The sequence below is a fragment of the Streptomyces sp. NPDC048338 genome (genome assembly GCF_043201055.1).
Lineage (GTDB): Bacteria > Actinomycetota > Actinomycetes > Streptomycetales > Streptomycetaceae > Streptomyces.
The window spans coordinates 169,084-188,483 of record NZ_JBICYQ010000002.1 but is presented as its reverse complement, the minus strand read 5'-3'; the positions used below and the strand labels follow the sequence as shown (position 1 = coordinate 188,483).

The following is a 19,400-nucleotide window of genomic DNA, read 5'->3' as shown; positions in this document are numbered from 1 at the left end:
CCGCACCGGCCACCCCGTATCCGTGTACCCGTACCACGCAGAAGGATTCCCGCATGACCGTCACCGAACAGCCCGCCCCCGCCCGGAAGGTCCAGGCGGCCGAGGAACGTCACGCCGCCGAGCTCGCCTTCCTGGCCGCCCAGGACCCGGGCCCCCGTCCGCCCGGCTGGGCCCTGACCCCGCGCGCGGTCGTCACCTTCGTGTGCGGCAGCGGCGGCGAGGAACTGGCCCAGCCCGAGCGCCGCGCGGGCCTCCCCTCGAAGCTGGAGATCACGCCGAAGTTCGTCGGCGAACGCGCGCTGGTGGAGCGCTGTGTGGTGACCCTCGCCGGAGAGCGCGGGCTGCTGCTGACCGGTGAGCCCGGCACCGCCAAGTCGATGCTGTCGGAGCTGCTCGCGGCCGCCGTCAGCGGCACCAGCGCGCTGACCGTGCAGGGCACGGCGGGTACCACGGAGGACGCGTTCCGCTACGGCTGGAACTACGCGCTGCTGCTCGCCCAGGGCCCCACGTCGGAGGCCCTGGTGGACTCCCCCGTGCTCGCCGCGATGCGGACCGGCCGGGTCGTGCGGGTCGAGGAGATCACCCGCTGCCTGCCCGAGGTGCAGGACGCCCTGGTGTCCATCCTCTCCGACCGCCGGATCACGGTGCCCGAGCTGACGGCCTCCGAGGACGCGGTGGTCACCGCGGAACCCGGCTTCACCGTGATCGCCACCGCCAACCTGCGGGACCGCGGTGTCTCCGAGATGTCCGCCGCGCTCAAGCGCCGGTTCAACTTCGAGACGGTGGACCCGATCGCGGACGCCGACGCCGAAGCCGTCCTGATCCGCCGTCAGGCCGTCGCCGCGGTGCAGCGCGCGGGCGCGGCCTTCGGGGTCGACGACGCCGTCCTGGACGCGCTCGTCACCGTCTTCCGGGACCTGCGCTCGGGGCGCTCCACCGAGGGCTGGGACGTGGAGCGGCCGGGGACGGTCATGTCCACCGCCGAGGCGGTGCAGGTGGCGGCGTCGCTGGGGGTCGCGGCCGCGTACCTGCCGGGCGGCGACGTGCTGGACCTGCTGCCGGGCCATCTGCTGGGCGTCGTCCGCAAGGACGATCCGGCCGACCACGCACGGCTGCTGGGCTACTGGGACGGCCCGGTGCGCCGCCGGGCCGAGAGCGGCTCGGCGATGTGGCGCCGCCTCTGGGACCTGCGCGGGAGCCTGCGTTGACGGACGTCGACCCGCGGCAGGCCGTGGACGCGCTGGCCGCGTCCCGGGAGCCGTACCTGCTGGGAGTGCGCCACCACAGTCCGGCGCTGGCGGCGGTGGTGCCCCGTCTGCTGGAGGACGCGGGTGCCGAGGTGGTCTGCGTGGAGCTGCCGGCCGACTTCCAGCCGTGGCTGGAGCATCTGGCGGACCCGGAGACGGTGGCCCCGGTCGCGCTGGCCGGGGCCGGCGAGGCGGGCCGGCTGGCGTTCTACCCCTTCGCGGACTTCTCACCGGAGCTCGTGGCGGTGCGTTGGGCGCGGGAGCACGGGGTGGAGGTCGTGTGCTGCGACCTGCCGCTGTCCGACCCCGGGTGGTCGCCGGCCGGCACGGCCCGGGAGCAGGGCGAGGAGGTGGACGACCGCGCGGGTGTCGACGGCGGCACGGGTGACGGCGAGGCCGGACACGGGACGGACCCGGACGCCGACTCCGTGGCCGGGGGCGCCGGTTCCGCCGGCGGCGCGCTCTCCGCCGAGCCCTTCGACGCGCCCACGGGTGTCCTTCCCACCGGTCCGGACGCCGGGGAGACGCGGGGGCGCGCCTCCTTCGCCGGGGCGCTCGCCGCCGCCGGAACGGGCCGGGAGGGTGAGGACATGTGGGACCGCGCCGTGGAGGTGCTCGCTCCGGGGTGTTCCGCCGAGGCGGTGCGCCGGGCGGCCCTGGGCGTGGGCTGGGCGCTGCGCGCCGACGGTGCCGTGCCCGCCACCGACCTGGCACGCGAGGCCCGGATGCGACAGGTGATCGCGGCGGCCTCGGCGGGAGGGCGTCGCGTCGCCGCCGTGATCGGCGCCTTCCACGCGCCGGCGTTGCTCACGGACAAGGGCGCGGACCCGTGCGCGGCCCCGGGTACGCGGGATCAGCTGCCGGCGCAGGGGGGTCCGGCCGGTGCGAGTCCGGCGGCGGTCCCGGCTCAGGCCGGTCCCGACGCGGCCGGGACGAGTGTGGCCGACCACACCGCGCACCGCGCCTCGACCGGCGGCGATCGCGCGCCGGCGACCGCCGGTGGAGCGACCGCCGGTGGAGCGGTGACCTCCTTCGTGCCGTACTCCTTCGACCTGCTCGACTCCCGGTCCGGCTACCCCGCCGGCATCCGCGACCCCCTGTGGCAGCAGGCCGTGCTCGCCTCGGGCGGAGAGCCCGACCGGATCCGTGTGGCGGCGTCCGCCGCGGTGACCGGCCTGTGCCGGGAGCTGCGCCGCGCGGGGCACACCGCCGGCACGGGCGAGGCCGCCGAGACCCTGCGCCTGGCGTGCGACCTGGCCGCCCTGCGCGGGCTGCCCGCGCCCGGGCGAGGGGAGCTGCTCGAGGCCGTCACCACCGTCCTCGGGCAGGGCGAGCCCCTCGGCCGGGGCCGGGCACTGGCCCGTGCCCTGGAAGCCGTGTTCGTCGGCACCGCGCGCGGCCGGATCAGCCCGCACGCGCCCCGTTCGGGTCTGGGCCCGTCGGTCGAGGACGAGCTGGCCCGGCTGCGGCTGCCCCGCCCGGAGGAGCCCGAGCCCCGGGAGGTCCGGCTCGACCCGCTCCGTTCCGCGCTCGACGGCCGCCGCGAGGTTCTGCTGCAGCGGCTGCTGGTCATCGGGGCGTCGTACGGCGAGCCCGTCGCCGTGGCCGCCACCGGCGACGGCACCGCGCTCGGTACCAAGTGGCGTCTGACATGGACGCCGTCCGTGCCCGCGCGTCTCGATCTCGCCGGGGTCCGTGGGGTGACCGCCGAGCAGGCCGCCGCCGGGACATTGGGCGAGACCGCGCGCCGCGAGGCCGCCGAGGGCGGACCCACCGCCGCCCAGATCCTGACCGGGCTGACCGCCGCCGCGCGCTGCGACCTGCCCGAACTGGTCGACGCACGGCTGCGGGAGGCGTCGGTTCTCCTGCCCGAGACCGCCGACCTGCCGGAACTCCTCGAAGCCCTGGATCTCCTGGAGGGCCTGCGCCGCGGCCACTACCCCGGCACCACGGAGGAGGCCCGGACCACCGCCGGCACGTTGACGGACGAGTTGCTGGAGGCGGCCGTACGGTCGCTGCCCGGTCTCGCCGGAAGCGACACCCCCGCGGACGCGGGCGCGCTGGTCGCGCTCGCGGACCGGACGGCCGCGCGGCACCTGGGACTCCGGCTGGACCGGGCGCTCGCCGAACTCGCCGCCGCGGCAACTCCGTTGATGCAGGGCGCGGCCCTGGCCGTACGCGTGATGCTCGATCTGGACCCGGCCGCCGGACTGGGTGAACGGGCGGCCGGCTGGGTCGACGGGGCGACCGCTCCCGACGCGCGGCGGGCCCTGACTAAGCGGCTCGCGGGACTGCTCACGGCCGCCGGGCCGCTGCTCCAGGCCTCACCGGAAGCCCTGACACCGCTGCTCGACCGGGTCGACTCCCTGGGCGACCAGGAGTTCCTCGATCGACTCCCGGCGCTGCGGGGCGGGTTCGACGCCCTCGCCCCGGCCGCCCGCGACCGCCTGCTCACCACGGTGGCCGAGCGCCTCGGAGACCGGCTGGACCTCTCCCTCGACGCCCCGCCGGAGCTGCTCGCGCTGTGGGCCGCCGCCGACGCGGCCGGTCTCGCCGCGCTGAAGGCCCTGGCTCTGGCCGCACCCGACGTGTCCGACGGGCCGCGACCCGTGTCCGGTCCCGTCACTCCGGCCGCCGGCCCCGCGGACCCGTCCCCCGCCGGGCCGGCGGACCGGCGACTCGGCTCCGCCGACCGGTGGCGCCTCCTCCTCGGCCGTCACAGGGAGCGGCTGAGCGCCGACGCGCGCCGCTACGCCCGTGCCCTGGACGAGCTGTACGGCAGGGGCCGCGGCGAGGGCGCCGACGACCTGGACGGTGGTGCCGGCGCGGGCGCAGGGCAGGATCCCTCGTTCCCCACCGCACGGGAGTGGTCCCAGGAGCTGGAGGCACTCTTCGGGGCGGACGTCCGCGAGGAGGTCCTCGCCGAGGCGGCCGACGCGGGGCGCTCCGACGTCCTCACACAGCTGGACCCGGCGGCGGTGCGCCCCTCGGTGGAGCTGCTGAGTTCGGTGCTGTCGCTGGCCGGCGGCATGCCCGAGGCACAACTCGCCCGGCTTCGGCCGCTCGTGAAGCGGCTCGTCGACGAGCTCGCCCGGGAACTGGCCACCCGCCTGCGCCCGACGCTCTCGGGCCTGACGACGCCCCGCCCGACCCGCCGGCCCGGTGGCCGCCTCGACCTCGCCCGTACCCTGCGCGCCAACCTGGCCCACACGCGCCGCACGGACGACGGCCGCGTCGTGGTGGTGCCGGAACGGCCGGTGTTCGCCACCCGGGCCGGCAAGGAGTCGGACTGGCGCCTGATCCTGGTCGTCGACGTCTCCGGCTCGATGGAGGCCTCGGTGATCTGGTCGGCGCTGACCGCCGCCGTGCTGGGCGGTGTGCCGACCCTGTCGACACACTTCCTGGCCTTCTCCACCCAGGTGGTGGACCTGACCGACCGCGTGCAGGACCCGCTGTCGCTGCTGCTGGAGGTCCGGGTCGGCGGTGGCACCCACATCGCCGCGGGGCTCGCGCACGCCCGCTCGCTGATCACCGTGCCGAGCCGCACCCTCGTCGTCGTGGTCAGCGACTTCGAGGAGGGCGCACCGCTCGCCGGACTGCTCGCGGAAGTGCGGGCGCTGGCCTCGTCGGGCGCCCATCTGCTGGGCTGCGCGGCCCTCGACGACTCCGGTGCGCCCCGCTACTCGGTGCCGGTGGCGCGCCGGCTCGTCGCCGCCGGAATGCCGGTGGCCGCCCTCAGTCCGCTCGCTCTCGCCCGCTGGGTGGGCGACCGCCTCCGTGGAGAAGCCCGTTGAGCCTGGAAGTCCTGCCGCCCGTCGCCCCCGAGGTGCTCGCCGACGCCGTCGAGCAGCTCAGCGCCCGGCTGCGCAAGAAGCTCGACGCCGCGATCGCCGGCTGCGCCGAACACGCCGTCCCGTCCACCGGCGGCTCGGTCGACGTGCGCTTCGGCGAGGACGCGGTGGTCACCCTGAACCCCGGCCCGTCGGGCGCCGTCGCGGCCCCCGAACAGGCGGTCTGCACCTGCCTGCTGGCCCCGCGCTGCCTGCACCGCGCCGCCGTCCTGGGCGCGGCCCCGATCGCGGACGCGGACACCCTGCCCGTGGCCGCGGAACCGCCGGTGGGCGGAGCGGAGGCCTCCGCCGGCTCCGCCGCGGAGCGGACGCCCGCGGACGCCGCGTCGCCCCCGGGCGTCGGACCCGGCCCCTCCGTCGCCCCGGCCGTCGAGGCCGAGGCTGCGGCGAGCGTGCTCACTCCGGCGCAGGTCCGGGCGGCGACGGTGCTCTGGGAGGCGGCCGCCGAGGCGCTGTCCGCCGGCGTCACGGCCGGTGGTGCGGTGGTCCAGGCCGAGTTGCTGCGCGCGGCCCACACCGCGCGGCTGGCGGGGCTGCCCCGTGCCGAGGCCGCCGCGCTGCGCGTCGTACGGGGTCTGCGGGCCGCGCGGGAGCGCGGCCAGGGCCAGCGACTCGGCGATCTCACGTCCTCCTTCCGCGAGTTGCTGGCCGGCGCCGTCCGGCTCGCTTCCGGGCCGGCGGGTACCGGCGTGGCCGGCAGCGCGCGCCGCGCCTACGAGGAGGGCGGCAGCCTGCGGGTGTTCGGCCTGTGCCGGGAGCCGGTGCTGTCCGCCACGGGCTACGGCGGCGTGGCCACGCACCTGGTGGGTGCCGACGGGTGCCGCTACTCGGTGTCCGACGTGCGCCCCGGCGGTCCGGGCCGGGCCAGGGGGGCGGGTTCCGCGTCGGTGGCGCTCGGCGGCGGGGTCCTCGACCATGCCGGGCTGGCGCGCGGGGGGCTGCGGATCGTCGGGGCGACCGTCTCCGCGGACGGACGTCTCGGCGCGGGCCGCGGCGTGCGCGCCACCCCGCTGCGCGGGGTGGACTGGTCGGAGGAGCCCGCCGCGGCGTTGTTCTCCCGGCCCGTGCGCGAGGCGATGGCCGCCGCGCTCGACGGCGGCCCGCAGGGACCGGGCGAGCAGTCGGAAGCGCCGTTGCTGGGCTGCGACGTGGAGGTGGTCGGCGCGGCCGGGGAGTATCTGCTGGTCCGCGTCGCGGGCGACGGTCCGCTGCTGCGGTTGCGCCCGGCCCACCCGCATCCGGACCTGCCGCACGCCGCCAACCTGCGGCGGATCGCCGAGTACCCCGGGCTCGCCCTCCGGGTGCTCGGCCGGCCCGACCTCGACCGGGCGGCGACGCTCCGGCCGCTGGCGGTCGGTCCGGTGCCGGGGGCGCCGTACACCCCGCGGCTGCCGGAGGAGTGGCTGGGCCGGGCGGACCTGGGTTACGACCGCCTCCAGGGCAGTCACTTCCCGCGCGGGGCGGCCCCGGACGTGTCGGGTCCGGTGACGGCCGGACCGGACCCGCTGGCGGAGGCGCCGCTGTGGCGGGTACGGCGCCTGCTGGAGACGGGGGTCGCCGGTGGCCGGCGTGCCGTGGCCGAGGCCGGGCGCGGGGCGGACGCGTCCGGTCTCGTCGCACCGCTGCGCCGGGCGGGGTTCGGCGGGGCGGCGGATCTGACGGAGGCCCTGACGGCCGAGGCGGACCGCAGGCCGCGCGACGTCTTCGGCCGTCTCACGGACGCCTCCGCCGACGGCTACGCGCGGGCGTGGCTCGCCGCCTCGGTCCACCTGGCGGCCGCGGAGAGGTCTCTGGTGGCGGCCTCCTGGTCCTGAGCCGGGCGTCGCCTCCACCGGTCCGGGGGGCCGGTGGACGCGGCGGTCCGGTGAACGGCGACGGGGGCGGGACGCGGGACCGCCGCCGGAGGGACGGCGCGGGCGGCCTCGCTCCCCGGCGCGGACATCATCCGGCCGTGACGGGCAATGAGGACTGTCATGACGACGCAGAGGGACGCGGCCGCGAGACGTTCCCGGCTTCTGGTGCTGGTGCCGGCGCAGGTGAGCCTGATGGTGGGGCTGGGTCTGCTGGTGACCAGGGCTCCGGTGGCCGACCTGCTCGGTCCCCTGGAGGGCCGGGTCAGCCATGCGTTCGCCGCCCACCGCGCCCCTCCGGCCGACGCCGTCTCGGGCTGGCTGTCGGTGGTGGCCGGTACCCAGGCGGTCGTCGCGGTGACCCTGGTCTGCGTCGCCGCACTGCTGGTCCTGCCGGGACCACCGCGGTGGGCGGAGGCCGTGTTCCTCGGCGCGTCGGTCGCCGTGCAGTCGGCGGTGTTCCTCGTCGTGACCGTGTGCGTGCAGCGGCCCCGTCCCGCCGTGCCGCATCTCGACGCGGCGCCGCCGACGTCGAGTTTCCCGTCCGGCCATGTCGGGGCCTCGGTCGCCCTGTTCGGGGGGCTGGCCGTGCTGGCGCTGACCCGGCTGCGGGGTCCTCGGCGGTACGTCACCGTGGCGGCGCTCCTGCTCGTCCCGCCGTTGGTGGGGCTGTCACGGCTGTACCGGGGCATGCACCACCCCACCGACGTGGTGGGCGGTCTGGTCAACGGTGCGCTGACCCTGCTGGTCGTCGGATCGGTGTTCCTCGCCGGACGCGCTCCGGGCGCCGCCGACGACCGCGGCCGCCGGCCGTCCTCCTCCGGTGCGGCCCCCGGCGTCCGGACGGCCGGGCGGGTCGTCGTCGTCCGTCATCCGCATGCCTGCGACGACCGGCTCGCCGCCCGCGTGCGCGCGGTCCTGGCGGCGCACGGCCATGCGGATCAGCGCTGGACATCGACCACGGCCGAGCAGCCGTGCAGCGAACTCGCCGCGGCCTGTGGCTCGCCCGCGCCGAGCCGGGCCGGCCCGGGCCCCGGGCGCGTCGACCTGGTCGTCGCCTGCGGTGGGGACGGGACCGTACGCGCCTGCGCCGACGTGGTCGCCGGGACGGACATCACGCTGGCGGTCGTGCCCTGCGGCACGGGGAACCTCCTCGCGCGCAACCTGGGCCTCCCTCTGGACCCGGTGACCGCCCTGCACGAGGCCCTGGGCGGGGACTGCTTCGGCATCGACGTGGGGCGCGTACGGGGCGACGGCCTCAGGCCCGCACGGTTCACCGTCATGACGGGGGCGGGTTTCGACGCCGCCATGGTCCGCGACGCGTCGCCGCGGCTCAAGGCACGGCTGGGCTGGGCCGCCTACCTCCTCGCGGCGGCCCGGCACCTCAGGGATCCCCGCACCCGGGTGTCCCTCCGGGTGGACGGCGGACGGCGCCGCCGCCACCGGGCCCGCATGGTCGTCGTCGGCAACGTCGGCGCGTTGCAGGGAGGAGTCGAGCTGCTGCCGGGGGCGCGCGCCGACAGCGGGCGGCTGGACGTCGTGCTGTTCGACCCGGACGGCGCGGCCGGGTGGCTCGCCGTGACCGGGCATCTGGTGTCCCGGGTCCTGCGCCGGCGCTCCACGGGGCCGCGACTGGTGCCGGGGCAGGCGGCCGATCCGGCGGGGACCGGCGGACGGTCCGTCGCCGGTGGCGCTCTGACGTACTACCGCGGCCGGCACATCGACATCCGCTTCGCCGGGGCGCAGCCCCGTGAGGTCGACGGAGACACCGTCACCGACGGCCGCCGGCTCACCGTGGAGACGGAGCCGGGCGCGCTGCGCGTGCGGCTGCCGCGCGCCCCGGGGCCCGCCGCGGTACGACCCGCCGCCCCCACCCCGCGCCGTACGCGGAGGAGCGACGGTGCGCCCCGGGCCGCCGGGGCCCCGAACCGTCCCGTCCCACCGGACGTCCTCGCGCCGCTCGCGCCGAGGCACACGCAGTCAGGATCATGATGGGCACCGCCACGCGTGTACCGCAGAGACGTGACGTCCGGGGCGAGGAACTGTCCGGCGACGAGGCGTGGGCCGCGCTGCGCCGCTACGGGGGCTGGCGGCTGGCCCGGGATTCCTTCGTGCGGTTCCGTTACGCCGACGGCTTCAGCCACTCCCGCGCGCTGGCCCTGCAGACCGTGCTGTCCATCGTGCCGCTGGCCATCGCCGCCATCGGGCTGTCGAGCGTGCTGCACACCGAGGACATCGGCCGCGTCGCCGAGCTGACGATACGCCGGATCACCAGCGGGCCCAGCCGGGAGCTGGTCGACGACGCCCTGCGCGAGACCCGTCGCCACGCCGACGACGGCGGCCAGGCGGCCCTCTGGCTGGGGCTGCTGTTCTCCCTGGTCAACGTCACGACCAGCCTGTGCCAGGTGGAGCGCGGCGCCAATCGCATCTACGGGAACGAGCGCGACCGGCCGTTCCTGCGCAAGTACACCCGGGGGCTGGTGATGGCCGCGCTCGCCGGGTTCCCGCTGGGGCTCAGCTTCGTCGTCACCGTCCTCGGCAGCGATCTCACGCACGCGTTCGCGCAGGTTCACCATCTCGGGCCCGGCACCGTCCGGGCCTGGGAGATCCTGCGCTGGCCGGTCGGGATCCTGCTGGCCGTCCTGGCGACCAGCGCGATCTTCCGCCTCTCGCCGCGCCGCGCGCAACCGGGCTACACCTGGCTGGCGTTCGGCGCCGTCGTCCATCTGGTCCTGTGGATCACGGCGACCTGGGCCCTGAGCCTGTACGTCGGCGCGAGCGGCTCCTTCACCACCGTCTACGGGCCCCTCAGCGCGATCATCTCCCTGCTGCTGTGGTCCTATCTGACCTCGCTGGCCCTCTTCCTGGGCCTCGCGTTCGCCGCACAGCTGGAGGCCGCACGGGCGGGCCTGAAGGAACCCGTGGGCCGGGACCCCGGAGTCTGACCGCATCCCCCACGAGCCGGCCGCGGCGCCCCCACGCGACACGTAAGGAGTCGAACGTCCCCATGGCACAGCGCACCACGCGAGCCCGACGGCCCGCCGTCCGGGCCCTCCTCACCCGGCACGGCGGTGCCGACGCGGCCTTCGGGACGCGGCTCGTCCTGGCGGCGATCGTCACCGCCGTGGCGGCCGCCCCGTTCGCGCTCGCGCTGGTCCTCGTCGAGTCCCAGTGGCCGCCGCTGTACCGGCTCGACCGGACGACGGCGGAGCGGCTGCACCAGACCGCCCTCGAACACCCGGGCTGGGTGCGCTTCCTGGAGTTCCTGACGGGCTACGTGTGGGATCCGGTCGCGATGCGGCTTCTGGTCGCCGTCGTGGTGGTGTGGCTGCTGACCCGCCGCGCGTGGCGGCTGGCCGCCTGGGCCTCCGTCACGGCGGTGGCCGGCGGTCTGACCGGCCTGCTGACGAAGCACGTTGTCGAACGGGCCCGCCCGCACCTGCCGGATCCGGTGTCCCACGCTCCCGGATTCTCCTTCCCCTCCGGTCACGCGATGACGGCGACGACCTCCTGCGCCGTCCTCCTGCTGGTCCTGCTTCCCCTGGTGCCCCGCGCCTGGCGCCCGCTGCCCTGGGCGCTCGCCGGCACGGCGGTCGTGGGAGTCGCGTACACCCGGGTCGCGCTCGGCGTGCACTGGGTGAGCGACGTCGTCGGGGGATGGCTGCTCGGCATCACCGTCGTCACGGCGACGACCCTGGTCTTCGAGGCCTGGCGTCTCGACGCCGGGCGCCGGCGGACGACGCCCGCGGAGGGTCTGGAACCCGAGATCTCCTCGACCGCACCGGAACCGCCCCTGGCCCTGCGCCGCGCACCACGGGCCCCGGAGGAGCCGCATTGATCCGCCCGGTGCGCGGCCCTCCCGGTGAGGGGAGACGCCCGCGCTCCGGCCGTGGTCAGGCGGGGGCGTCGAGCAGCCGGGGCCCGTTGTTGCGGACGCTGTTGACCGCGGTCGACACCGGACGCACCTCCAGGCGGCCGCCGCCGGGGGTGTGCAGCAGCGCGCGCAGGGCGTGCACGTCCTGGTGGGCCGGGTCGAGCCAGGCTTCGTAGTCGGCGGGGTCGAGGGCGAGGGGCATCCGGGGGTGGACCCGGCCGGCCGCGTCGGTGGCCTCGGTGGTGATGATCGTGCAGGTGGTCAGCCAGGCGTCCGGATCGTCCTTCGCGGCGACGGCCGGGTCGCGCCAGAACTCGTAGAGACCCGCCATCGCCATCGGAGACGCGTCCTCGGGCCGGATGAAGTACGGCTGCTTGTACGCCTTCGCGTCCGCGGTCGCCGCGACGGACTCCCACTCGTAGAAGCCGTCGGCGGGCAGCAGGCACCGGCGCGCGGCGAAGGCCTTTCGGTAGGCCGGCTTCTCGTGGACCGTCTCGACGCGCGCGTTGATCATGCGCGAACCGACTCCCGGGTCCTTCGCCCACGACGGCACCAGCCCCCACCGCACCGGGCGCAGCCTGCGCTCCAGCTCGCCGGTGTCGGGGTCCGGCCGTTCCCAGACGGCCCACACCGGATCGGTGGGGGCGACGTTCCAGCTCGGCGGGATGGTCTCCTCCGGATTCCAGCGGGCCGCGAAGAGACCGGCCAGATCCTGGGGTGCACGCGTGGAGGCGTATCGGCCGCACATGCCGCCACTCTCCCATCCCCCGCGCCGGGAGTGCGGCATCGACCGGCTGCCCGCGTGGGTCCGGGCCGCGTGGCGTCGCGAGGGTTCGGGGTGCCCCTCCTTGAATTAGCCCGCGTATGCAAGTATTGTCTACGCATGTAAGGCGCGCATGCATTCACATGCGGCGCCGGCACGCCGAGGGGATCGACCCCTCGAACCCTCATCTCGCAAAGGCACACGCATGTCCCTCAAGAACATCCTTCCCGGCCGTCTCGGCTTCGGTACCGCCCCGCTCGGCAACATGTTCCGCGCGATCCCCGACGACGAGGCCCGCGCGACCGTCGAGGCCGCCTGGGACCACGGCATCCGCTTCTACGACACCGCCCCCTTCTACGGCGCCGGCCTGGCCGAGACCCGCCTGGGCGAGGTGCTGGCCGGCAAGCCGCGCGACGCGTACGTGCTGTCGACCAAGGTCGGCCGGGTCATCCTCGACGAACACGAGACCGCCGCCCGCGACCTGGGCGAGAAGGGCGGCCTGTTCGAGCACGGCAACCCGAACAAGATCGTCCACGAGTGGACCGCCGAGGCCACCGAGCGCTCGATCGAGGACAGCCTGAAGCGCCTCGGCACCGACCGCCTGGACATCGTCTGGGTCCACGACATCGCCCAGGACTTCCACGGCGACCTGTGGCTGCAGAAGTTCGAGGAGGCCCGCACCGGCGCCTTCCGCGTCCTGTCGCGACTCCGCGACGAGGGCGTCATCAAGGCCTGGGGCCTCGGCGTCAACCGCACCGAGCCCATCGAGCTGACCCTCGCCCTCGACGAGCCGCGGCCCGACGGCTTCCTCCTCGCCGGCCGCTACACCCTCCTCGACCACGAGCACGCCCTGGAGCGCCTGCTCCCCCTGGCGCAGGAGCAGGGCGTGGACATGGTCGTCGGCGGTCCGTACAGCTCCGGCATCCTCGCCGGCGGCACCCACTTCGAGTACCAGCAGGCACCGGCGGGGATCATCGAGCGCGTCGGGAAGCTGAAGGCCCTCGCCGCGAAGCACGGCGTGAGCATCAAGGCCGCGGCCCTGCAGTTCTCCCTCGCGCACCCGGCCTCCGCCACGGTCATCCCCGGCGCCACGCGGCCCGGCCGCATCGCCGAGGACACCGCCGCCCTGAACGAGAGCATCCCCGCCGCGTTCTGGACCGAGCTGCGCGCCGCCGGCCTGGTCGGCCAGGCCGCCCCGCTCCCGCACGGCGCCTGACCCGACATCCCCGCGCAGCACCCACCTCAGGAGAAACGATCATGGCCTCCACGTCCGTCAGCCGCGTCCTGCCCGCCTCGCCCCAGCGGGTATGGGACCTCATCGGCGGTTTCGACGCCCTGCCCGACTGGCTCCCCTACATCCCCGAGAGCACCGCGCTCGAAGGCGGCCGGGTCCGCCGCCTGACCAACCCCGACGGTGACGTGATCGTCGAACGCCTCATGGCCTACAACGAGGCCGAGCGCTTCTACACGTACGCCATCCTGGAGGCGCCCTTCCCCGTCACCGGCTATCTCTCCACCCTCCGCGTCCACACGGTCGAGGGCCGGGACGACCGCGTGGAGGTGCAGTGGTCCGGACGCTTCACGCCCGACGGGGTGAGCGACGCCGAGGCGGAGGAGCTGTTCGCCGGGATCTACCGCGACGGCCTCGACGCCCTTTACCGGACCCTGTCCGCCTGATCCCACGGGTGGCCGCGCGGCCGGACGCCCGGACCGGATCAGGCCGGGTCGGCGGCGGCGACCGCCGGGGGCGCGTCCGGGTCGGGGGTGTCCCAGGGCGGGAGGATCGTCAGGTCCGTCCAGGCGTTCAGCGCGTCGCCGTCGACGCAGACGATGCCGCAGGCGGCCGCGTATTCCATGGCGGGCGCGGTGAAGGAGCTGGTGGTCACGACGACGGCCACATCGGCCTCGTGGACGGTGAAGCAGGTACCGCCGAACCGCTGCAGGTCCTGCGAGCCGACCCGGTTGTGCTCGGCGTAGTGCTTGCACTGGACGACGACGCGGCGTCCGTCCGCGGTCGTCGCTATGACGTCGGCGCCCAGATCGCCCGCGCCGCCCACCACTTCCACGGCGGAGCAGCCGTCGCGGACGCAGAGCGCGGCGATCGTGTGCTCGAAGCCGTCGGCGTCGACCGCCGCGTGGTCCAGGGCTTCGGGCCCGACGTCGGGCACACCCGAACCGTCGTCACGTACGCCTCCGCGGCGTCCCACGACTCCGCCGGAGGAGCGGACAGCCTCCTGCGGACGGGCGAGACGCTCCACTTGATGATCACCATCGCGACGACCAGCGTCGCGACGATGAGGAGCGGCAGCACCGCCGTACGGCTTCCGGCCGCCTCGACCGTCTTGAGGAAGAGTGCCAGGCCGCCGACACACGTCCCGACGAGTCCGACCGCCAGCACCACGTCGCGCCCGATCGGCACGGTACCGCGCCCCGCGACTCGCCGGTCCTGTTCCGCTGTCGTCATACGGGTCCCCTCCCTCACGCTCTGCCGCGCACCTCCACCGCGGTCGCGTTGACCGTCTAGCCGCGATCACGCACAGCAAACAGAGGAGATCAGGCCGTGTGTCCTGCCGGTCACCGGCCGTGCGTGCGGAAACCGGTGACGAAGGGGGCGGTGAGTCCGCGGCACGGGACCGAGCCGGGCGGGCAGCGACCCGCCGACGGCGGTGGTCGGCGGGTCGTGGCCCGGTCCGTGGCAACGCCCGGACCGGGCAAGGGCCTTCGCGCCGGTCCGGGGGGCGTTCAACAGGTCCGGGCGGGGTCACGCGACGCGGTGGTGATCGGCCACCGCTCCCCGTGTCCCGTTCCGCGTCTGCGCTCGTACCGGTGTCAGACGGCTCGGCACGCTGCCGTCGGGCCTTCCGGCTCGGTCAACAGGGGCGGACCGGCTGGTGGTTGTGGACGAAGCGGGCGGAGACCCAGCCGTTGAAGCCCTGGATGCGGTACCAGACGGGGTTGCCGTCGACCCAGCCGCCCCGCTTCTCGCAGTTGAGCAGGATGCGCTCGTGCGGACGGAGCGTCTTGACGACGTCCGAGTAGATCGTCGGCTTCTGGCGGACGTTGAGCGGCGCGTCGGAGACGACCTCGCCGACCGGGTACGAGGCGTTCGCCGTCACGTGGCCGCGGGTCGGGTCGTGGCGTTCGGCGGCCCAACCGGGGGCGGCCACGGGGCCGATGACCATCGCGGCTCCGACGGCGGCGACGAGTGCTCTCTTCATGTCTGGCCTGCTCTCCACACGGCTCGGGTGAGGGCTGCGGGCGTCGACCGTTTCAGCGCCCACCGCCTGCCACTATCCGCACCGAGCGCGCGGCCGCCGCCCTGACACGCCCGGCCCGCCGTCGATGCCGCCCGTACGAGGGTGTCGCCGGCCGCGGCAACGTTCCTTCCCGGCGCTCCGTTCGAGACCGGTCCCGCCCGACGCGCGTGATGTACGGGGCGGGAAGGGCTCGTCGTGCGACGACCGTGATGTGTTCCCGCCGTGGGGGTGAGGCAGGGGCTTGGTGGGGGAAGCCTTGACCAGAGGTTCGCTCTTCACGCCGAACCACGACACGAGGAGCACGACGCATGCGGCTTCAGGTGAGCACCGAGCCCGAGACCGGTCCCGTCCGTGTGATCCACTGCGCGGGCGAGTTGGACGTGGAGTCCGCTCCCGGCCTCCAACAGGCAGGCGAGGAAGCGGCCTTCGAGTCGGGCGTACGGCGTCTGATCCTCGACGTGAGCGGGCTGACGTTCGCCGACTCCAGTGGCCTGAACTGCCTGATCCGGCTGCATCAGATGGTGCCGCTCGTCCTCAGCGGACCCGTGCCCGACCAGCTCCTGCGGCTCCTGCAGGTGACGGGCGCCGACGAGATCTTCCCTCGCGCCGGGAACGTGGACGCCGCCCGCGACATGTGAGGGGCGCCCGGCAGGGGCGGTGGCCCGTTCCCGGGCACCGTCCGCGGCGGCGCGGCAGGACCGCGCCGCCGCCGAGGAGGCCCGTGGCGCGGCACCCGGTGCGGTGTTCAGTCCTCGTCGACGCGGGTGTAGCGGCTGCGTGCCCACAGCGGCAGGCCGAACCAGCACGCGAGGTACCAGGCCAGGACTCCGGACACGAGCCAGGGCACGTACCCGTCGTGAGTGGCGACCCTCAGGATGAGGAACAGCGCGGACACCAGTGTCGCGAGGAGCAGGACCAGCCCGGTGAAGGTGAGGCGGGACGCCCAGACGACCGTCTGCGGCTTGATGCGCCGTCCCGAGACGATGCGGTGGAAGGCCACGGGGCCGATGAGTGCGCCCGTGGCGAGCGAGCCGAGGACGACGGTCACGAGGTAGATCGTCCGGTCGGTCTGCCCCAGCGACTGGAAGTGCGGCGTGAACACCACGGTGAGCAGGAACCCCAGCAGGATCTGCACGCCGGTCTGCGCGACCCGGATCTCCTGGACGAGCTCCGACCACCGCCGGTCCGCCCCCTCCTCGGGCGTCTCCCGGCGCCTCGTCGCCCGTTCGTCGGTCTTCCGCTCGGATATCGCGTCGTCAGCCATGACGTCCGCCTGCCCGCGGGCGGGCGCCGCATTCCCCCGGCGGGCGCCGGACTCCCCCGCCTTCGGGTGTCCGTGCCTCCGCCGTTCCGCCGTTCCGCCGCGCCCCGTCCTGCCGGAGGACGCGTCTCCGGACAGCCCCGGGCGGACCGTCGACGGCCGGGGTCCTGCCCGCGAAAACCCACCTGCGCAGCGGCTTCCGGCCTGCCAGGATGGCCGCGGGAGGGAAGATCTTGGACGAGACGCAGCACTTCCGGCAGGCCCTGGTCGCATGGGCGGCCGGCGGGCAGGAAGCGGACGCGGCCGCCCGGGCGGCGCGCGAGACGGCCGACGGGGTGCGCTCGATCGTGCTCGTCGAGGGAAGCAGCGACCGGGCCGCGCTGGAGGCGCTGGCGACGCGCGCGGGCCGCGATCTGACCGCGGAGGGCGTCGTGGTCGTGCCGCTCGGAGGCGCGACGAACATCGGGCACTTCCTGGACGTGTGCGGTCCCCCCGGCCTGGACGTCCCGCTGGCCGGCCTCTACGACATCGGCGAGGAGGCGCACTTCCGGCGCCACCTGGAGCGGGTGGGGCTCGGCTCCGGACTGACGCGCGACCGGCTGGCGGCACTCGGGTTCCACGTGTGCGTCGCCGACCTGGAGGACGAGCTGATCCGCGCCCTCGGTGCCGACCGTGTGCAGCAGGTGATCGAGGAGCAGGGCGAGACGCGGCCCTTCCGTACGTTCCGGACCCAGCCCGCGCAGCGGACGCGGCCCGTGGAACACCAGTTGCGCCGGTTCATGGGCACCCACAGCGGACGCAAGGCCCAGTACGCGCACGCCCTGATCGCGCACGTGGACCTCGGACGGGTACCCCGGCCGCTGGAGGACCTGCTCGCGCACGTCTGACGGCGGCGGGCGTTCTCACCAGGGGCCCACCGGGACCGGCGAGCGCCCGGCGCGAACCGCCCGGGCGCTGTTCGCGGTCCCCGCGCCGCCGCTATGGTGATCACCATGTCACCGGGGGAGATCACCACCGCCCTGGGTGCCCTGCCGCCCCTGGAGTCGGCCGAGCACCACAGCGCCGCCATGACCGTGTGCACCTCGCTCGCCGACGCCGATCTGGAGGCGTTGGAGCGGGTGATAGGGGACGACTCCGACCCGCTGCGCGCCTTCAACGCGTTCTACGTCCTGCTCGCGCGCCACCGGCGGGCCCTGGACGGCAGCCGCTTCCGCACCGTGTACCTCCGCCATGCCGCACGTTTCGGTTCCGTGCCCATGCGCGCGTTGCTCGAGTCCGACCTGGCGCTGCTGGACCCGATGGGGCCGAACCTGGCGGCGGCGCTGCGCCACGCCGCGTCGGCGCTGGACTCCTACCCGGGCAACCTCGCTCTCGTCGCGCACCACGCCAGGGTGCTCGCCGAGTACGGATGGAGCGGCGCCGACGTCGCCGACGAGGACGTGCGGACCGCTCTGGCGCAGGTGGACCGGGCGGTCGAGATCAGTCCGGAGCAGCCACGCTACCGCGCCGTGCGGGCACAACTCGCGGCGCTCACAGGTGACTTCGACACGGCACTCACCCAGATCCAGCGAGCCATGGATCTGGAGGACTCCGCCCGTTCGGGGTACGCCGTACGCGTCGTCGAGTACCACCGCATCCGGGCCGACATCGTGCTGCGACGGGAGACCGAGGCCATCCGCAGCGGCCTGCGGGAGACCGCGGAGCGTCTGGAGGCGTCGATGCAGGCACAGGTGGAACAGGTCACGCGGGAGACCCGGGCGCACGAGCAGGCCGAGATCACCCGGCTCCGGTCGGAGACCCTGGGCAGTCTCGGTCTGCTGGCCGCGGTCATCGCCTTCATCGTCACGAGCACGCAGATCGCCCAGGACCTGCCGCTGCGGGACGCGTTGCGGCTGCTGGCCGGTCTGGCAGGCATGCTGACCCTGGTCTTCACCGCATTCGGGGCGGTGTTCGGCGTGGGCCGCCACACCCGCCTCGCGCTGCCCGCGCTGCTCGGGGTGGCCCTGTTCGCGCTGGCGTGGATCCCGGCCTGAGTCCTGGCCGCTCAGGCGGCGGCGTGGCTCCGGCCCCCAGCGGACCGGAGCCTGCGTGCGGCTGCCTCGCACGCCCTCCGGGCCGTCCCGCACCCCCGGTGGGCGCACGACGGATCACGGGACAGACCTGAGGTGGACGAGCTTGTCGGGGTTGGTGACCGAGAAGACGGAGGCGATCGTGTCACCGCCGGGGACGAGGTCCACGACGACGACGGCGAGGGGGCTGTCGCCGGAGAACACGAGCGCGCCGGGGTCGGCGGCCACGCGCCGGTAGCGGATGTCGAACCCCTGCGGCGGCATGGCCCGGGCCACGGCCGCGAACACCGCGGCGACCCGGTCCCGGCCGCGTACGGGGTGGAGGCTGACCGCGGGCCCCTTGCCGCCGCCGTCCGTCCAGAGCGTCACGTCCGGTGCCAGCACCTCCATGAGGGCCCGTAGGTCACCGCCCAGCGCGGCCTCGGCGAACTTCTCGGTGACCTCCGCGTGGACGTCGGGCCGGGGCCGGTGGCGGGGGCGGCGGTCCCGCACGTGGCGGCGGGCCCGCGTGGCGAGCTGACGCACGGCCGCCGGGGACCGGTCCAGGATGCCGGCGATCTCGGGGTGCGCGAAGCCGAACACGTCGTGGAGCACGAACACGGCGCGTTCCAGGGGCGAGAGGGACTCCAGCACGACGAGGACGGCCATCGAGAGTTGCTCGGCCCGCTCGGCGCCGTCGGGCGCCTCCTCGGTCACCCGGGGCTCGGGCAGCCAGGAACCGACGTACGTCTCCTGGCGGCGGCTCATGGCGGCCCGCCGGGCCAGCGCCTGGTTCACGGCCGCGCGGACGAGGTAGGCCCGGGGGTTGTCCACCGGCGCGGCGTCGGGCCTGGCGTGGCGGGCGGCCCAGGCCAGCCACACCTCCTGGAGCACGTCCTCGGTGTCGGCGACGGTGCCGAGCATGTTGTACGTCACGGAGAACAGCAGTTCGCGGTGACCGAGGAACGCGTCGGTCACCGAGTCCGGGATCCGGTCGGCCGGTCGGGCGGGGATCCGCCCGGACCGTGGCTCGGGGATCCGCTCGGACGGTGGGTCGGGTGTCATGTCTTCCTCCTCGTCTGCCGTCACCGAAGAGTGCCGTGAGCACCCGGGTGTGACATGGACGGGTGCGGGTGTGAGACAGCGCACGGTCCCGGCCCGCGATGTCACACCCGGCGCGGCCGCGACCTCTGTGGTGGCGTCCGGGGGAGGAACGGCCTCCCCGGCAGGAGCGGCATGTACGGGAGCC

The 19,400-nt window shown here is 75.2% G+C and carries 16 protein-coding genes; 11 read left to right on the top strand and 5 right to left on the bottom strand.

The window, feature by feature from the left end; translation table 11 throughout:
- The first annotated feature begins 53 nt into the window (after positions 1-53).
- The 6 genes from ACGFZF_RS05370 (at position 54) to ACGFZF_RS05345 (ending at position 10,786) form a co-directional block, all read left to right on the top strand.
- On the top strand, positions 54-1,208 hold the full coding sequence (locus ACGFZF_RS05370) for an AAA family ATPase (protein ID WP_393551185.1): 1,155 nt from the start codon (positions 54-56) through the stop codon (positions 1,206-1,208).
- Positions 1,205-5,041: a DUF5682 family protein gene (locus tag ACGFZF_RS05365; RefSeq protein ID WP_393551184.1), complete on the top strand. Its 3,837-nt coding sequence runs from the start codon at positions 1,205-1,207 to the stop codon at positions 5,039-5,041. The genes ACGFZF_RS05370 and ACGFZF_RS05365 overlap by 4 nt, the downstream gene beginning before the upstream one ends.
- Entirely contained in the window at positions 5,038-6,912 is a 1,875-nt protein-coding gene (locus ACGFZF_RS05360; protein ID WP_393551183.1) for a hypothetical protein, read from the top strand. Before ACGFZF_RS05365 ends, ACGFZF_RS05360 begins: the two co-directional genes overlap by 4 nt.
- A 159-nt stretch (positions 6,913-7,071) precedes the next feature.
- Complete coding sequence (locus ACGFZF_RS05355; protein ID WP_393551182.1) at positions 7,072-8,940, top strand: diacylglycerol kinase family protein; 1,869 nt, start codon at positions 7,072-7,074, stop codon at positions 8,938-8,940.
- Entirely contained in the window at positions 8,940-9,893 is a 954-nt protein-coding gene (locus tag ACGFZF_RS05350) for a YihY/virulence factor BrkB family protein (protein WP_393551786.1), read from the top strand. The genes ACGFZF_RS05355 and ACGFZF_RS05350 overlap by 1 nt, the downstream gene beginning before the upstream one ends.
- A gap of 62 nt (positions 9,894-9,955) precedes the next feature.
- Positions 9,956-10,786 (top strand): phosphatase PAP2 family protein, encoded by an 831-nt coding sequence (locus tag ACGFZF_RS05345; RefSeq protein ID WP_393551181.1) that lies wholly within the window; start codon positions 9,956-9,958, stop codon positions 10,784-10,786.
- A gap of 55 nt (positions 10,787-10,841) precedes the next feature.
- Here the strand turns inward: ACGFZF_RS05345 and ACGFZF_RS05340 are convergent, their stop codons facing one another.
- Positions 10,842-11,570 carry an SOS response-associated peptidase gene (locus ACGFZF_RS05340; protein ID WP_393551180.1) on the bottom strand — a complete coding sequence of 243 codons (729 nt, stop codon included), beginning with the start codon at positions 11,568-11,570 and terminating at the stop codon, positions 10,842-10,844.
- A 220-nt stretch (positions 11,571-11,790) separates the two neighbouring features.
- Here ACGFZF_RS05340 and ACGFZF_RS05335 point away from each other — a divergent pair, with 220 nt between their 5' ends.
- Together ACGFZF_RS05335 and ACGFZF_RS05330 are read left to right on the top strand one after the other, a co-directional pair.
- Positions 11,791-12,801, top strand: a complete 1,011-nt coding sequence (locus ACGFZF_RS05335; protein ID WP_393551179.1) for an aldo/keto reductase — start codon at positions 11,791-11,793, stop codon at positions 12,799-12,801.
- Positions 12,802-12,842: 41 nt separating this feature from the next.
- Positions 12,843-13,262 (top strand): SRPBCC family protein, encoded by a 420-nt coding sequence (locus ACGFZF_RS05330; RefSeq protein WP_393551178.1) that lies wholly within the window; start codon positions 12,843-12,845, stop codon positions 13,260-13,262.
- 38 nt (positions 13,263-13,300) lie between these two features.
- On the opposite strand, the gene ACGFZF_RS05325 is transcribed toward ACGFZF_RS05330, so the two are convergent.
- Together ACGFZF_RS05325 and ACGFZF_RS05320 are read right to left on the bottom strand one after the other, a co-directional pair.
- Entirely contained in the window at positions 13,301-13,753 is a 453-nt protein-coding gene (locus ACGFZF_RS05325; protein WP_393551177.1) for a restriction endonuclease, read from the bottom strand.
- Positions 13,754-14,455: 702 nt separating this feature from the next.
- Positions 14,456-14,803, bottom strand: coding sequence for an SH3 domain-containing protein (locus tag ACGFZF_RS05320; RefSeq protein WP_393551176.1), 348 nt, complete (start codon positions 14,801-14,803; stop codon positions 14,456-14,458).
- 347 nt (positions 14,804-15,150) lie between these two features.
- Between ACGFZF_RS05320 and ACGFZF_RS05315 the strand changes: the two genes are divergently transcribed.
- Positions 15,151-15,480: an STAS domain-containing protein gene (locus tag ACGFZF_RS05315; RefSeq protein ID WP_393551175.1), complete on the top strand. Its 330-nt coding sequence runs from the start codon at positions 15,151-15,153 to the stop codon at positions 15,478-15,480.
- A 107-nt stretch (positions 15,481-15,587) separates the two neighbouring features.
- Here the strand turns inward: ACGFZF_RS05315 and ACGFZF_RS05310 are convergent, their stop codons facing one another.
- Entirely contained in the window at positions 15,588-16,106 is a 519-nt protein-coding gene (locus ACGFZF_RS05310) for a DUF6328 family protein (protein WP_393551174.1), read from the bottom strand.
- A gap of 230 nt (positions 16,107-16,336) precedes the next feature.
- On the opposite strand from ACGFZF_RS05310, the gene ACGFZF_RS05305 reads away from it, so the two are divergent.
- Together ACGFZF_RS05305 and ACGFZF_RS05300 are read left to right on the top strand one after the other, a co-directional pair.
- Positions 16,337-16,990, top strand: coding sequence for a TOPRIM nucleotidyl transferase/hydrolase domain-containing protein (locus tag ACGFZF_RS05305; RefSeq protein ID WP_393551173.1), 654 nt, complete (start codon positions 16,337-16,339; stop codon positions 16,988-16,990).
- A 105-nt stretch (positions 16,991-17,095) separates the two neighbouring features.
- Positions 17,096-18,136 (top strand): hypothetical protein, encoded by a 1,041-nt coding sequence (locus ACGFZF_RS05300; RefSeq protein ID WP_393551172.1) that lies wholly within the window; start codon positions 17,096-17,098, stop codon positions 18,134-18,136.
- A 114-nt stretch (positions 18,137-18,250) separates the two neighbouring features.
- On the opposite strand, the gene ACGFZF_RS05295 is transcribed toward ACGFZF_RS05300, so the two are convergent.
- The gene (locus ACGFZF_RS05295; RefSeq protein ID WP_393551171.1) at positions 18,251-19,216 is read right to left on the bottom strand and encodes a sigma-70 family RNA polymerase sigma factor; all 966 of its coding nucleotides are present in this window, start codon (positions 19,214-19,216) and stop codon (positions 18,251-18,253) included.
- Positions 19,217-19,400 lie beyond the last annotated feature (184 nt).